The following is a 13,566-nucleotide window of genomic DNA, read 5'->3' as shown; positions in this document are numbered from 1 at the left end:
TCATCCCTTGACGGCCCCACCGGTGAGGCCCTTGACGAAGTGCTTCTGCAGGACGATGTAGAAGAGCAGGACGGGCAGGGCGGCGAGGAACATCAGGCCGAACACCTGCCCGTAGTCCTGCTGGTGTTCGCCGATCGCCCGGTAGACGCCGACGGTGACGGTGGTGCCGCCGGCCGGGCCGAGGATGATCAGCGGGTTGAGGAAGTCGTTCCAGATCCAGACGCCGAGGAAGATCAGCACGCTGGCGGTCGCGGGCCGCAGCAGCGGGAAGACGACCTGCCAGAAGGTGCGCCAGCGGCCGGCGCCGTCGATGGCGGCGGACTCCTCCAGCTCCATCGGGATGGTGCGGATGAATCCGGAGAAGACGAAGACGCCGAAGGGAACGTAGTAGCCGACGTTGAAGGCGACGATCCCCTGGAGGGTGGCCATCATCCCGGTCAGCTGGAGCATGTCGGTGACCGGTACGAGGATCACCTGGGGCGGGATCATCAGCCCGGCCAGCAGCACGAGCATGGTGATCCGCGCGGTCCGGCTGCGGCTGCGGCACAGGTAGTGGCCGAGCATCGCGGACAGGACCGTGAGCACCATGATCGACAGGAAGGTGATCGTGACGCTGTTGATCAGGCCGTTCCAGAACAGCCGGTCGGGGCGGGACAGGGCGGCCGACAGGTTGTCGAGCGTCGGCGGCCAGGGCGGCGAGGCGGGCGAGTCGGTGATGTCCGCCCCGTGCTTGAAGACGTTGGCGAGGACGAGGTAGAGCGGGAGGAAGAAGACGGCGGTCACCGCGAGGGCGACCACGGGCCGTATCCAGGGTGCGCGTTCGCGTTGCTGCATCAGAAGTCCACCTCACGGCGCTGCAGGAAGCGCAGCACGACGCTGGAGACCACGGCGACGATCACCAGCATGATCAGGGCCATCGCGGACGCCTCACCGGTCCGGTTGGCGGTGAATCCGGTCTGGACGACGGAGAAGGCGAGCGTCGCGGTCGTCCCGGTCCCGGGACCTCCGTTGGTGAGCACCTGGATGTGGTCGTACGCCTTGAAGCCGGTGATCAGGAGCATCACGGTGTTGATGGTCAGGGCGGGCGCCAGCATCGGCCAGGTGACCTTGCGGAACCGCAGCCAGGGGCCGGCCCCGTCGATGGCGGCGGCCTCGTGCAGTTCCCCGGGCACGCCCTGGAGACCGGCCAGGTAGACGACCGCGCAGAAGCCGAGCATCTGCCAGCTGATGATGAAGCCGACCGTGTACAGCGCGAGACCGGGGTCGGAGAGCCAGCCGGGCGGGCTGTCGACGCCGAGCGAGCGCAGGACGGTGTTGACGAGCCCGTCGTCGGTGAGCATCGCCTGCCAGACGACGGAGACGACGACCGCGCTGAGGACGACGGGGACGAAGAAGACGCTGCGCAGCACCCGGTACAGCCGGCTGTCGCGGTCGAGCAGTACGGCGACGGCGAGGCCGCACACGTTGGGGACGATCACCACGATGAGGGTGAGGATCGTCGTGACCTTGAGCGCGGTGAGGAACTCCTCGTCGCCGAGCAGCCGGGTGTAGTTGTCGAGTCCGGTGAAGTGGGTCTCGGGCGCGAACTGGTTGGCGTTGGTGAAGCTGTAGCCCACGCTCAGCGCGATCGGGGCGAGCACGAAGCACGCGTAGACCAGGAGTCCGGGCGCGCCGAAGCCGAGGAAGTGCCGGACTCCGGGCCAGGGGCTGCGGCGCGGGCCGCGGCGGCGTGCCTCGGGCAGGCGGGTGCCGGTCACGGTGTCCGCGGTGCCGGCGCCCCGCCGGGCCTTCTCGGCCAGAGGCGCCGTCACCGGGTACCGGCCTTCGCCCAGTCGTCGTCGAGGGCCTTCGTGGCCTCGTCGGCGTCCTTCCGGCCGGCGATGATGTCCTGGGCCAGCGCGTACGTCTTCTCGACCATGCCCGGGAGCAGCGCGTCGTCACCGGTCTCGACGAGGAAGGCGTTGACGACCCCGCCCTTCTTCGCGGCCTCGTCGTACGCCTGGACGGTGGCGTTGTAGACGGGCCCCATGTCGGCGGGCGGGGTGTAGTCCTTCATGGCGATGATGGCGCCGTCGCTCTTGACCACGGCGTCCAGGTTGGCCTTGTCCTGCTGGAAGGCGAGCGCGAACTCCTTGGCCGCCTTCAGGTGCTTGGACTTCGCGGACACGGACATGCCGCCGCCGGTGTACGAGGGAACGGCCGGGGAGCCGTCGTCCGTCGGGAACGCGAAGACGCCGATGTCGTCCTTCATGGGGCTCTTGTCGGCTGCCGTGGCGAACCAGGTCCCCATCGGGTACATCGCGCCCTTGCCGGAGAGGAACGCCTTCTCGGTGTTGGCGTAGTCCCGCGAGAGCCCCGCCTTGTCGACGTACCCCTTCTCGACCAGGCCGGTGAACTTCTCGGTGGCGCCCTTGAAGTCCGCGTCGGCGAACTTCACCTTGCCCGCGCGGCGCTGCGCCATCCAGTCCGGCGTCTTCTTGTAGACGTCCGTGCCGACGAGGGCGGTCCACAGGTACGAGGAGGCGAAGGCGTCCTTGCCGCCACCGCCGACGACGAAGGGGGCGATGCCCTTCTTCTTGAGCTTCGCGGACGCGTCGAGCAGTTCCCGGTACGTCTTCGGCGGCCCGGCCACTCCGGCCTTCGCGAACAGCTTCTTGCTGTAGTAGACGAGCGGCGTGGGCTGGGTGTTGTAGGGCAGCTGGTAGATCTTCCCGCCGATGGGGTTGGAGTGCGGGAAGGTGAACGACGCCAGTTCCTCGTCCGTCCAGGGCGCCATCGCCCCGGCCTCCCCGAAGCCGACGGGGGAGACCGAGATCATCACGTCCGGGAACTGGCCGGAGGCCAGCAGCTGCTTCGCGTATCCCGTGCGGTCGGTGCTGGGCGCGACCAGCTTCCTCACCTTCAGTCCGGGGACCTTGGCCCGGGCCCGCGCGATGGCGTCGTCCCAGTACGCGGCGTCCAGGTTGGGGGTCTCGAAGGTCAGGAAGGTGATCGTCCTGTCGCCCTTCCCGCCCCCGCCCGAAGCGTCGGAACCGGCCGGGGAGCAGGCGACTGCCGTGGCACTCAGGGCGGTCACTGCCGCCGCCAGACGCGCGATGCGATTCACTGGGTTTCCTCAATCCGGGAGGGGGGCAACGCCGTTGATTATTTTTGGTACCTTCTCAAATAACATCGCGCTGATGGTGCAGCGCTCAGCTCCGTGGAGTCAAGGGGTCTACGCCAGATGAAAATCGCCGGGGGAGATTCGTCCCTGTTGCGCCGCCTCAACTCGGTGGCGGTGCTGCGTGTCCTGTACGAGGCGCCCAGCCTGACCCTGACCGAACTGGTGCGCTCTACCGCGGTCACCCGGGCCACCGTCGAGAACGCGCTCACCGGACTGGTCGGCCAGGGCTGGGTCGAGGAGGTCGCGCCACCCGCCGACGGCCGCCGCCAGGTGGGCCGCCCGGCCAGGCGCTACCGCTTCCGCACCGAGGCAGGCTGCGTCCTGGGCCTGGACATCGGCATGCACAAGGTCCTCGCCATGGTCACCGATCTGAAGGGCACCGCTCTCGCCGTCCGGCAGACGGCGGTCTCCCCCGCGCTCTCACCGGCCGACCGCATCGCCGCGGCCCGCGCGCTCGGTCATCGTGCGCTGCGCGGTGCGGGCCTGAAGGCGTCCGACCTCCGGGCGGTCGGGATCGGCGCCACCGGAATCGTCGACGCCGAGGGCCGGGTCCGGCTGAGCTCGCTGCTTCCCGAGTGGACGGGCACCGATCTTCCCGGTGCGTTCGCCGAGGCGTTCGGCACCGAGGTCGTCGCCGGGAACGACACCAAGCTGGCCGCTCTCGGCGAGCACTGGCGCGGTGCCGCGACGGGGGTCCGTGACGTCCTCTACGTCCACGCGGGCCGGCACATCTCCGCGGGCGCCCTCATCGACGGCCGGGTGCACGCGGGCCGCAACGGCGCTTCCGCGGAGATCGGCAACCTTCCGGCCGCCCGCTGGCACACCGCCCCCACTCATCCCCGCGACTGGCTGGGCGAGGGCCGGGGCGACGCCGCGGACCTGTTCACGGCGGTCCGCGCCGGCGACCCGGGCGCCCTCGCGGTCCTGGAGCGTTACGCCGACGACCTGGTCCAGGGCCTCGCCGCGATGGTGCTGGCCCTGGACCCCGAACTGGTGGTCATCGGCGGCGGCGTCTCGCTCGCCGGGGACCTCCTGCTCGACCCGCTGCGCGACCGGCTCGACGGCCTGTGTCTGTTCCCCGTCGACGTGGTGGCCTCCGAACTCGGCGACCGCTCGGTCGCGACGGGGGCCGTGCGCCTGGCTCTCGATGCACTGGAGCGGCGGCTGTTCGAGGTGCCGGGCGGGGCGTGACGCCGACGCCTCGTACGTTTCAACCCCGCGCGGGTGTACGTGCCCCGGCCAACCCCGACAGCACCCCGTGCGTCTCCCGGTCCGCCGCCACGACCAGCCCGCCCGCGCCCCGGTCCACCGGCAGCCCGTCGATCCCCGTGACCACGCAGCCCGCCGCCTCGCACAGTGCGACGTTCACCGCGACGAGCATGTTGCCCACCGCATAGTTGAGCGTCCCGCACAGCGGGTCCACCAGCCACCGGCGCCCCGCCCCGGCCGCCCCCGTGGCCCCGCTCTCCTCACCCGTCACCGCGTCATCCGGCCGGACCGCACGCAGCACGCCGGGCACGGCGGCGGCCCCGGACCCGGCCACGCCTTCCGAAACGGCGAAGGCGCCGGCTGCGGTCTGAGACACACGCCGAACGGAGCGGCGGCACCCTTCACCAAGGGGTGCCGCCGCTCCGTCGTCACGGCTCAGTTCTTGCCGGCACCCAGGGAGATGGCCGAAAACTCGCACCAGGGATGTCTGGAAGTCACCCCCTCCAATGAGGGCCACCGCGAGTCGATGTGAACACCAGCTGATTCAAGCCTGAATCACTCCCGTCCCGCTGGTGACACCCATACGCGGAGAATCCCTGGGGGGACCTTGTCTTCCGCTACACCCGGCCGTTTCGGTCTCGCACGCGCGAAGCGCGCGAGACGGATCTCGGCCTGCACCGCACTCGTTCTTTCCGCCGGCATGCTGCTGGCGGCTCCGGCCTCGGCCGACGACGCCTCCAAGGGCTCCGGCGGCCCCGAGACGCCGGCCACCACGAAACCGCGCCTGGACCTGAACGGCAACGGCGACAACGACCTCATCTATCGAGGCGTGGACGGCGGCCTGTACGTCAAGGCGGGCCCGTACGCCCCGGACTACCCGTTCCGGATCCCCGCCACCGACCAGCAGGAGATGCACAAGGACATCATCGCGCTGGGCGACCTCAACGCCGACGGCCCGCCCGAGATCGCCACGCTGTCCGCGACCGGCACGCTCACGCTGTACCCGAGCGCGGGCGAGGAGAGGACCTCCCCCGCCACATGGTCCGGTGACGGCTGGCAGAAGTACAACAAGATCCTCTCCCCCGGCGACCTGACCGGTGACGGCCGCAACGACCTGCTCGCACGCACGCCCTCGGGCGACGTCTACCTCCACGCCTCCACCGGCGCCATCAAGGGCGAGCCCTTCGCGCCCGCGGTCAAGGTGGCCTCCGGCTGGGCGACGTACGACCAGATCGTCGGCCTCAACGACAGCAACGGTGACGGGTTCGGCGATGTCGTCACCCGCACCACGAGCGGCGACCTGTACTTCTTCGCGGGCACCGGCGACGCGGCGAAGCCCTTCAAGGCGCCCAACAAAATCGGCTACGGCTTCCAGATCTACAACCAGCTCGTGGGTGTCGACGACATCAACGGAGACGGCCACGGCGACCTCATGGGCCGCAAGCCGAACGGCGACACGTACATCTACCGGTCCACCGGTCAGGGCACCTTCCGCGCGCGTGTCACCGATGCCTTCGGCTGGCAGAAGGCCGCGCTGTTCGTCGGCCAGGGCGGCAACCCCGACTTCGGCAAGCACGAGGCCGTGGGCACCACCGACGACAACCGTTGGTGGTGGTACGACTCCAAGAACAACGGGCAGTTCTCCCCCCGCACGCTCCGCAATGTCGTCGAGACCGGGCCGATGAGGCGGCTCGTCTCCTCCCTCGACGCCGACGGCCGGCCCGAAGAACTCTGGGTCCAGGACGGCCGGCTGACCATCGGGGACCACTCCTTCGGCAGCGGCTGGGGCGTCTACGACGATCTCATCGGGCCGGGCGACCTGAGCGGTGACGGCAAGGGCGACCTGCTGGCCCGCGACGCCAAGGGCGACCTGTACCTGTATCCGGGCAACGGCCTCACCGCGTTCGGCGCCAAGATCAAGGTCGGCTACGGCTACGGCACGTACCGCCACATCGTCGGCGCCGGCGACCTCACCGATGACGGCAGGACCGATGTGGTGGCTGTCGCCAAGGACGGCACGCTGTACCTGTACGCGGGCACGGGCCAGGCGTCCGCGCCGCTGAAGGCGCGCGTGAAGATCGGCTCCGGCTTCGACATCTACAACAAGTTCGCCGCGCCCGGCGACATCAACGGGGACGGCAGGGCCGACCTGATCGGCGTCAACGGCTACGGCGACCTGTACCGCTACACGTCCACCGGGACCGGCACGATCAGCAAGCGCATACAGATCGGCTACGGCTTCAACATCTACAACGGCCTGTACTGATCACTACGCCGACCGAAGCGGCGGCCCCCTCGGGCGAGGGGTGCCGCCGCTTTGCTACGCCTCAAGCCGGAAAGCCGTCCGTGGGCAGCGTGACGTCGAAGGGCGCGGGAAGCGCGAGCGGCTTGCCGAACGGCACCGCGTCGGAGTGCTTGTACGTGCCGTGCTCGCCCGGCTCCGTGAACAGGGTGGCCATGGCGCCCCGGGTGTCGAACCGGTCGATCAGCAGGTACATCGGCACCCCGGCCCGGGCGTAGGCGCGGTACTTCTTCGTGCGGTCCTCGCGGGCGTTGCCCTTCGAGGTGATCTCCACGACGAGGAGGGCTTCGGAGGCGTCCATGGGGGTGCTGATGTCGGGGTCGGCGGCGTCGATCAGCTCGGACGGCATGACGACGAGATCGGGTACGTAGAGCTTGTCGAGGGGCGCGACATGCACGCCCAGCGTCTGGTAGACCCCCAACTCGTCGGGCAGGTTCGCATAGAGACGGCGCTGCACCCTTTCGGCGATCCCGTTGTGATGCGCGTGCGACGGCGGTACCAAGACGATCTGCACTTCGTCGATCTCGGCGCGCCACCCCTCGGGCACATCCAGTTCCTGCCAGGTGCGCAGGAAGTAGTCCCACTGACGGCCTTCAGGGTCCCGCTGGTGTTCGACCATCGCGGCGGTCATCGCGGGTCCCTTCTTCTGAAGCCTGTCCGAGGAGCGTAGATCGACGGTTCAGCGACGCGGGGGCCGCTTTCCTCCGCGTCCCACGTTCGTGTGAGCGACGCGCCGAGCGCCACTCACCGTTGCCCCTGAACCAACCCCAACAGCACCCCGTGCGTCTCCCGGTCCGCCGCCACGACCAGCCCGCCCGCGCCCTCGTCCACCGGCAGCCCGTCGATCCCCGTGACCACGCACCCCGCCGCCTCGCACAGCGCGATGCCCGCCGCGAAGTGGACGCTGTCCAGCCGGAGGCCGGGCCCGCCGTCGGTGACGTACGCCGCGCGGCGCCCCGCCGCCACCCACGCGACGGCCACCGTGCTGGAGACGACGCGCGGCCGGAACCCGGCGACGAACTCCGGCGCGGCCATGAGCTCCACCGCCCGGAAGCCCGGCGCGTGCGGGAACGGCGGGTCCAGGTTGACGTCCACCAGCCGGGAGCCGGCCGAGGGTATGAGCCGTTCGTCGCGGCCGTCCGCCCGCCGGACCCACGCGCCCGCCCCGTCCGTCCAGAAGACCTCGCCGCTGAACGGATCGGCCGAGGCCGCCGCCACGATGCCGGAGCAGGCGTCCCGGAGTGCGACGTTCACCGCGACGAGCATGTTGCCCACCGCGTAGTTGAGCGTCCCGCACAGCGGGTCCACCAGCCACCGGCGCCCCGCCCCGGCCGCCCCGATGTCCCCGCTCTCCTCGCCCGTCACCGCGTCATCCGGCCGGGCCGCGCGCAGCACACCGAGGACGGCCTCCTCCGCCGCGATGTCGGCGGCCGTGGCGAAGTCACCCCCGCCCTTCTCGTACCGCGCAAGCGACGCCCCGTACATCCCGCGTACGACGGCCGCACCCGCCGACGCGGCCCGAAGGGCCACTTGCGCATCGCTGCCCATGTCCGTGGTCACCATCTCCGCAGGCTGACTCCCGTCTCGCCGGGCCCCGTTCTCCTCCACCCACACCGCGATCTCGGCGGCCCCCCGGCGAACCGCCGCACCCCGGTCCCCGGCGAGCGCCGCGCAGGCCGCCGCGATGTCCGGCGCATCCGCGTCCGCGAACGCGTCGAGCACCCCCGTCTCCAGCCAGTCGGCCTGGCCTTCGTCGGCCCCGGCCACCGCGCGGGCAAGCGCCCGCACCGCCGCCACCGTCCCCACCTGCGCCAGGGCCTCCGCCGTCCGCCGGGTCACCGCCGTGTCCTCGGCGTCCAGCAGCAGCCCCACCAGCGCCTCCGCGACCTCCGGCACCTGCGCGAAGCCGGCGAGGTCCCGTCCGGCACGCGCACGCCGCTCCCATGAGGGAGACGACGCCGCGGCCGAGCCCGCCTCCCACGCGCTCACCGCGGCAACTGCCCTTCCCGGTTGATCTCCGTCACCCGCGCCCGCAGCACCGCCCCCGGCGACGCCTGCCGTACGGAGTCCGCCGGGCAGTCCCACGCCGGCCCGCCGCCCGGCGGCCGCAGCCGCACGTGCGGCCCGACGCGCCCCATCACCCGGCCGATCCGGCCGTCCCGCACATCCACGGCGAACGACCCCGGCTCCGGCGTACAAGCCTCCAGGCCGTCCCCACCCTTCATGAGGCCGCCGCCTTCTCCTCCAGCACCCTGCTGAGCTGCTGCGCCGCCGCGAGGTTGCAGCGCCCCAGGTCCACCAGGACCGCCGGGTCGTCGCCCGCACACGAGGCCAGGTCGATGCGCAGCGAGGGCAGCTTCACCCCGGCCCGCGCGAAGCGCTCCTTCAGCACCGCCACCAACTCCTCCGCCTCCCGAATCTTCGCCACTGCCGCCCTGCGCCGTTCCGTAGTCGTCATGATCCATTCCTTCCACACTGAGTAACGACGATGCATACCCAGAGTGGTGATTCTCTCGCTAGCCTGGAAGAGGTGCAGGCCCAACAAGCGCACGTGTGTAACAGGGAGTTGTCATGCCAGGTCCCAGAAAACTGGACCCCTCCTCATCCCCCCGGGCCCTCCTGGGGGCGGAACTCCGCCATCGAAGGGAACGCGCGAGCCTCTCCCAAGTCGATCTGGGGGAACTGCTGTACGTCAGCGGCTCCTTCATCGGCCAGCTGGAGAACGGCTCCCGCCGCATGCAAATGGACCAGGCGATCAAGCTTGACGACATCCTGAACGCGGAGGGCTTCTTCAAGCGCAACTGTGCGGCCTTGGAGAAGTCGAAGTACCCGGATCACTTCGCGGAGGCGGCGGAAGCGGAGGCTCGCGCGACGGAGATCAAGGAGTACGCGCCGCAGCTCATCCCAGGCTTGTTGCAGACGGAGGCGTACGCACGGGCGGTGTTCAGGGAGTACCAGCCCACGGCGGTCGACAGTGTGATCGAAGAACTGGTGGCCGCCCGTCTGGAGCGGGCACACCTCCTCGCGGATCCAACACTGCCGATGTTGTGGGTCGTGTTGGACGAAGCAGTGTTACGTCGGCAGGTAGGCGGGCCGGAGTGCATGGCGGGGGCGCTCCGCCACATCGCGGCATTGCTCCGCCAGCGCCGAGTCATCGTGCAGGTGCTGCCGTTCACCGCAGGCGGCCACGCCGCGATGGGCGGCGGCCTGAAGCTCATGCGGTTCTCCGACGCGCCCCCGCTCGCCTACCTGGACGGCCTCGGATCGGGTCAACTCCTGGACGATCCAGGAACAGTGAGCGGGTACGAACTGACCTACGATCTGGTCGTGGCCAGCGCGCTCTCACCGGCAGCGTCCCTGGCGTTGATCGAGTCGGTGGCGGAGGATTACGAGCATGAAGCGCAGCAGTTCTAACTACGACCTTTCAACGGCCACTTGGCAGAAGTCGAGCTACAGCGGCGCCAGCGGTGGCGATTGCGTAGAGGTCGCCACCTGGCGCAAGTCCACGTACAGCGATGGAAGCGGCGGCAACTGCCTCGAAGTCCTCGACGGCATCCCCGACGTCGTCCCCGTCCGCGACTCCAAGGTGACCGACGGCCAGGCGGTCGTCTTCGCGACGACCGCCTGGCAGCAGTTCGTCACCGACCTCAAGCGGGGCTGACCCGCCACGTCACCCGGTCGAGCCCCGGGAAGGCCCCGGGGCTCGACCGCCGGTCAACGGGCGCCCCGGATCCTCACCCAACCGTGAGACTGTCCGGGGTCAGGCTGCGGCGAGAACCGCCTGGATGAAAGAGGTTGGTGGCACATAGCCGTGTGCCTCGACGTAGTGAGCGATCAGTTCCGGTGCAGCGTAGGCGACATCCCCACCCATCACCCATATCTCGGCGGTCCCCTGCGGGCCACTGGCGCGACTGCCGAATATCCGCGAAGCGCAGAACGGGCAGGAGTGAAAGCCGCGAGTTTGCTGAGCACGGTGCGTGCGGCTCATGCGGCTCAGCACTGCAGCCAGCCCGGAGGGAGCATCGCCCTGCTCGTACGGCCGGCCGCGCTCAAGCCAGCCCACGTTGATCAAAGGGACACCGTGCCAGAGGCCCGTCGCATCTCCTGCCCAGTTGTCCCTGTCATACGTGTATGGCGTCAAGTCCTCGTAGTACGTCACTCGCAGTGTCTACCAGGTGGACGCGGCCGCAGAGAGACCCCGCTGTGCTGCCGAAGGAACCACGAAACGCCGGTCAGGGCCCCTGAAACCCCCGCGCCGCTCACCACCGCCACACCCTCCGTGGGGCGCACTCGCCCCGGGCAGCGACCCGGACCGCTCACTGGCCGATGCCATCCAGTTCGGCCAGGTCCTCGTCGGAGAGGGAGAGTCCGGCGCCCGCGATGTTCTCGCGCAGGTGGGCGGTGGACGACGTGCCGGGGATGAGCAGGATGTTCGGCGAGCGTTGCAGCAGCCAGGCCAGCGCGACCGACATCGGCGTCGTCCCCAGCCGGCTCGCGACCTTCGAGAGGGCCTCGGACTGGAGCGGGGTGAAGCCTCCCAGGGGGAAGAACGGCACGTACGCGATGCCATCGGCGGCGAGGCGGTCCACCAGCTCGTCGTCATGGCGGTGGGCGAGGTTGTACATGTTCTGCACGCACACGATCGGGGCGATGCCGCGTGCCTCGGCGACCTGGTCCGGCGTGGCGTTGCTGACGCCGAGGTGTCGGATCAGGCCCTCCCGCTGGAGGTCGGCAAGCGTCTCGAACGCTTCGGCGATCGAGCCGGGCTGGGGGCCCTGGGCATCCCCCATGCGCATGTTGACCAGGTCGAGGGCCTCGACGCCGAGGGATTCGAGGTTCTCGTGGACCTGCGTGCGCAGGTCCTCGGGGCGCCGGGCCGTGGGCCAGCCGCCCTCCGCGTCGCGGGTCGCGCCCACCTTGGTGGCGATGAACAGCGACTCCGGGTACGGGTGCAGCGCTTCGCGGATCAGCTCATTCGTGATGCGTGGCCCGTAGGCGTCGCTGGTGTCGATGTGGGTGATCCCGAGGCCGACCGCCTCGCGCAGGACGGCCAGGGCGCCGTCGTGGTCGGCGGGCGGGCCCATGACCCACGGGCCGGCGAGCTGCATCGCGCCGTATCCGAACCGGGTGACGGCCGAGTCACCCAGCGTCCAGAATCCGCCCGGAAGAGATGCTGTGGAGGGCGTGTTCATCACAGTGCCTTTCGCGTCTTGCCAGGGGTGGTGTCTCCCACCCCCCGTATCAGTGTTGGGGAGTTACTCCCTTACGGGAAGTAGGCACCTTGAAGTGTGTAACCATCCCGGAGAGTGAGAGGCGACCTCAGTGACGACGACGAAGGCCGACAAGAAGGCGCAGGCCAAGGCGGAGTACAACGCGTTCCTGGCGGTATGCCCCAGCCGTCAGCTACTCGACCGGATCTCGAACAAGTGGGTCGTCCTGATCCTGTGCGCGCTGGGCGGTGACGACGCGTCCGAACAGTCCGGCGCGTCGCACGGCCCGCAGGCGATGCGCTACTCGGAGCTCGCCCGGCTCCTGGCCGGTGTCAGCCAGAAGATGCTGACCCAGACCCTGCGCGCCCTCGAACGCGACGGGGTGCTCTCCCGGACGGTGACGCCGACGGTGCCCGTCACCGTCACCTACGAGCTGACGGACCTCGGTCTCTCGCTCCACCACCTGACACGCGGGCTCCGTCAGTGGGCGCAGACCCACATGGACCAGGTCCTCGCCAGCCGCGAGTCGCACGACGCACGACCTCGCTAGGGCGCGTATCGAGCTCGCAGTGCCGCGCCCTCATCTCGGCTGTGGAGAAAGTGCGTTGACGTTTCTCGGGCGGTGGTCAATCATCGCTGCTCATGCTTCAAGACGAGATTTGGGACGACCGGGCCGCTCAGAGCTATGACACCCCTGGGACCGGCATGTTCGCATCGGAGGTGCTGGGGCCGACGGTGGACCGCCTGGCGGAGCTCGCTGGGGACGGGCGGGCGCTGGAGTTCGCCATCGGGACCGGGCGGGTGGCACTGCCGCTCGCGGAGCGCGGCGTCCCGGTCAGTGGCATCGAGCTGTCGAAGCCGATGGTCGATCAGCTCCGCACCAAAGCGGACGAGGCCGCCATTCCGGTCGTCATCGGCGACATGGCCGCTGCGCGAGTCCCGGGCGAGTTCCAGCTCGTCTACCTCGTCTACAACGGCATCTCGGTCCTGCTCACGCAGGCTGAGCAGGTTGCCTGTTTCCGAAACGCCGCACACCACCTCGCGCCGGGTGGGCGGTTCGTCATCGAGCTGTGGGTCCCCGAGCTTCGCAAGTTGCCGCCAGGTCAGCAGGGCGTGGTCTTTGGGTCGGCGCCGGGCTATATCGGGCTCGACACCTATGATGTCCTGCGCCAGCAGGTCGTCTCGCACCACTTCGGGTTCGACGCCGAAGGTGGCCGCGAGGCCAGCCTGTTTCGCAGCCCGCACCGATACATCTGGCCGGCTGAACTCGACCTGATGGCCGAGCTGGCCGGAATGACGCTGGAGTCCAGGCACGCGGACTGGACGGGAGCGGAATTCACCGCGGAGTCGCGCTCCCACGTGTCCGTCTACAGGACGGCCGGCCCGCTCTGACCTGGCAAGTCTCCGACACCAGCGGCTCGTGACGGTCAGGTCACCCGCATGCATCGAGCCGCGTTCACTGGTTGGTACGGGGGTGTTCTGTCCCGGGAGGCCAGGTGTGCCGCAGGGGCCGGGGTGGATGGTCGCTGCGGGACCACACGGTGGTCAGCGGGGCTGATAGTTGAGAGTTCCGGCCTCCCGTACTCCCGCCACCTGGTGGTCCTCGCGGACCGGCGGGCGCCGCCACACGTGAGGCCACACGTTCGCCCCGGGGCTCAAGCCGCGAGTTTCGAGCGCTCTTT

General features: G+C 69.7%; 16 protein-coding genes and 1 pseudogene. 6 read left to right on the top strand and 11 right to left on the bottom strand.

Annotated features, from left to right (window positions below; all coding sequences use genetic code 11):
• The 3 genes from ACLQ2N_RS22885 to ACLQ2N_RS22875 are packed head-to-tail and all read right to left on the bottom strand — an operon-like array spanning position 1 to position 3,106.
• The gene (locus ACLQ2N_RS22885; RefSeq protein WP_425815907.1) at positions 1–834 is read right to left on the bottom strand and encodes a carbohydrate ABC transporter permease; all 834 of its coding nucleotides are present in this window, start codon (positions 832–834) and stop codon (positions 1–3) included.
• Positions 834–1,811, bottom strand: coding sequence for a carbohydrate ABC transporter permease (locus ACLQ2N_RS22880; RefSeq protein WP_425815905.1), 978 nt, complete (start codon positions 1,809–1,811; stop codon positions 834–836). Before ACLQ2N_RS22880 ends, ACLQ2N_RS22885 begins: the two co-directional genes overlap by 1 nt.
• Complete coding sequence (locus tag ACLQ2N_RS22875; RefSeq protein ID WP_425815903.1) at positions 1,808–3,106, bottom strand: ABC transporter substrate-binding protein; 1,299 nt, start codon at positions 3,104–3,106, stop codon at positions 1,808–1,810. The genes ACLQ2N_RS22880 and ACLQ2N_RS22875 overlap by 4 nt, the downstream gene beginning before the upstream one ends.
• Positions 3,107–3,223: 117 nt before the next feature.
• Here ACLQ2N_RS22875 and ACLQ2N_RS22870 point away from each other — a divergent pair, with 117 nt between their 5' ends.
• Positions 3,224–4,354 carry an ROK family transcriptional regulator gene (locus ACLQ2N_RS22870; RefSeq protein ID WP_425815901.1) on the top strand — a complete coding sequence of 377 codons (1,131 nt, stop codon included), beginning with the start codon at positions 3,224–3,226 and terminating at the stop codon, positions 4,352–4,354.
• Between the two features lie 19 nt (positions 4,355–4,373).
• Here ACLQ2N_RS22870 and ACLQ2N_RS22865 read toward each other — a convergent pair whose 3' ends face one another.
• Positions 4,374–4,748, bottom strand: coding sequence for an inositol monophosphatase family protein (locus tag ACLQ2N_RS22865; RefSeq protein WP_425815899.1), 375 nt, complete (start codon positions 4,746–4,748; stop codon positions 4,374–4,376).
• 324 nt (positions 4,749–5,072) lie between these two features.
• Between ACLQ2N_RS22865 and ACLQ2N_RS22860 the strand changes: the two genes are divergently transcribed.
• On the top strand, positions 5,073–6,638 hold the full coding sequence (locus ACLQ2N_RS22860) for an FG-GAP repeat domain-containing protein (RefSeq protein ID WP_425815897.1): 1,566 nt from the start codon (positions 5,073–5,075) through the stop codon (positions 6,636–6,638).
• 61 nt (positions 6,639–6,699) lie between these two features.
• On the opposite strand, the gene ACLQ2N_RS22855 is transcribed toward ACLQ2N_RS22860, so the two are convergent.
• The 5 genes and pseudogenes from ACLQ2N_RS22855 to ACLQ2N_RS22835 form a co-directional block, all read right to left on the bottom strand.
• Positions 6,700–7,305 carry a Uma2 family endonuclease gene (locus ACLQ2N_RS22855; protein WP_425815895.1) on the bottom strand — a complete coding sequence of 202 codons (606 nt, stop codon included), beginning with the start codon at positions 7,303–7,305 and terminating at the stop codon, positions 6,700–6,702.
• Positions 7,306–7,418: 113 nt separating this feature from the next.
• Positions 7,419–8,237: an inositol monophosphatase family protein gene (locus ACLQ2N_RS22850; RefSeq protein ID WP_425816272.1), complete on the bottom strand. Its 819-nt coding sequence runs from the start codon at positions 8,235–8,237 to the stop codon at positions 7,419–7,421.
• Between the two features lie 207 nt (positions 8,238–8,444).
• Positions 8,445–8,663 (bottom strand): annotated as a pseudogene (locus tag ACLQ2N_RS22845) (HEAT repeat domain-containing protein); the annotation flags it as partial.
• Positions 8,660–8,899, bottom strand: a complete 240-nt coding sequence (locus ACLQ2N_RS22840) for a hypothetical protein (protein ID WP_425815893.1) — start codon at positions 8,897–8,899, stop codon at positions 8,660–8,662. The pseudogene ACLQ2N_RS22845 and the gene ACLQ2N_RS22840, both read right to left, overlap by 4 nt.
• A complete protein-coding gene (locus tag ACLQ2N_RS22835; protein ID WP_425815891.1) occupies positions 8,896–9,132 on the bottom strand; it encodes a hypothetical protein in 237 nt (78 codons plus the stop codon). The genes ACLQ2N_RS22840 and ACLQ2N_RS22835 overlap by 4 nt, the downstream gene beginning before the upstream one ends.
• Before the next feature lie 113 nt (positions 9,133–9,245).
• On the opposite strand from ACLQ2N_RS22835, the gene ACLQ2N_RS22830 reads away from it, so the two are divergent.
• On the top strand, positions 9,246–10,088 hold the full coding sequence (locus ACLQ2N_RS22830; RefSeq protein WP_425815889.1) for a helix-turn-helix domain-containing protein: 843 nt from the start codon (positions 9,246–9,248) through the stop codon (positions 10,086–10,088).
• Entirely contained in the window at positions 10,069–10,335 is a 267-nt protein-coding gene (locus ACLQ2N_RS22825; protein WP_425815887.1) for a DUF397 domain-containing protein, read from the top strand. The genes ACLQ2N_RS22830 and ACLQ2N_RS22825 overlap by 20 nt, the downstream gene beginning before the upstream one ends.
• A 99-nt stretch (positions 10,336–10,434) precedes the next feature.
• Here the strand turns inward: ACLQ2N_RS22825 and ACLQ2N_RS22820 are convergent, their stop codons facing one another.
• Together ACLQ2N_RS22820 and ACLQ2N_RS22815 are read right to left on the bottom strand one after the other, a co-directional pair.
• On the bottom strand, positions 10,435–10,833 hold the full coding sequence (locus tag ACLQ2N_RS22820) for a hypothetical protein (protein WP_425815886.1): 399 nt from the start codon (positions 10,831–10,833) through the stop codon (positions 10,435–10,437).
• A gap of 157 nt (positions 10,834–10,990) precedes the next feature.
• Entirely contained in the window at positions 10,991–11,866 is an 876-nt protein-coding gene (locus ACLQ2N_RS22815; protein ID WP_425815884.1) for an aldo/keto reductase family oxidoreductase, read from the bottom strand.
• Positions 11,867–11,996: 130 nt separating this feature from the next.
• Between ACLQ2N_RS22815 and ACLQ2N_RS22810 the strand changes: the two genes are divergently transcribed.
• Together ACLQ2N_RS22810 and ACLQ2N_RS22805 are read left to right on the top strand one after the other, a co-directional pair.
• Positions 11,997–12,434 carry a winged helix-turn-helix transcriptional regulator gene (locus ACLQ2N_RS22810; RefSeq protein WP_425815882.1) on the top strand — a complete coding sequence of 146 codons (438 nt, stop codon included), beginning with the start codon at positions 11,997–11,999 and terminating at the stop codon, positions 12,432–12,434.
• 92 nt (positions 12,435–12,526) lie between these two features.
• Entirely contained in the window at positions 12,527–13,276 is a 750-nt protein-coding gene (locus ACLQ2N_RS22805; protein ID WP_425815880.1) for a class I SAM-dependent methyltransferase, read from the top strand.
• Positions 13,277–13,566: the final 290 nt, after the last annotated feature.

Source organism: Streptomyces sp. DT224 (genome assembly GCF_049844595.1).
In the GTDB taxonomy this organism is placed as follows: Bacteria; Actinomycetota; Actinomycetes; order Streptomycetales; family Streptomycetaceae; genus Streptomyces.
This window is presented reverse-complemented; position numbering and strand designations above follow the sequence as displayed.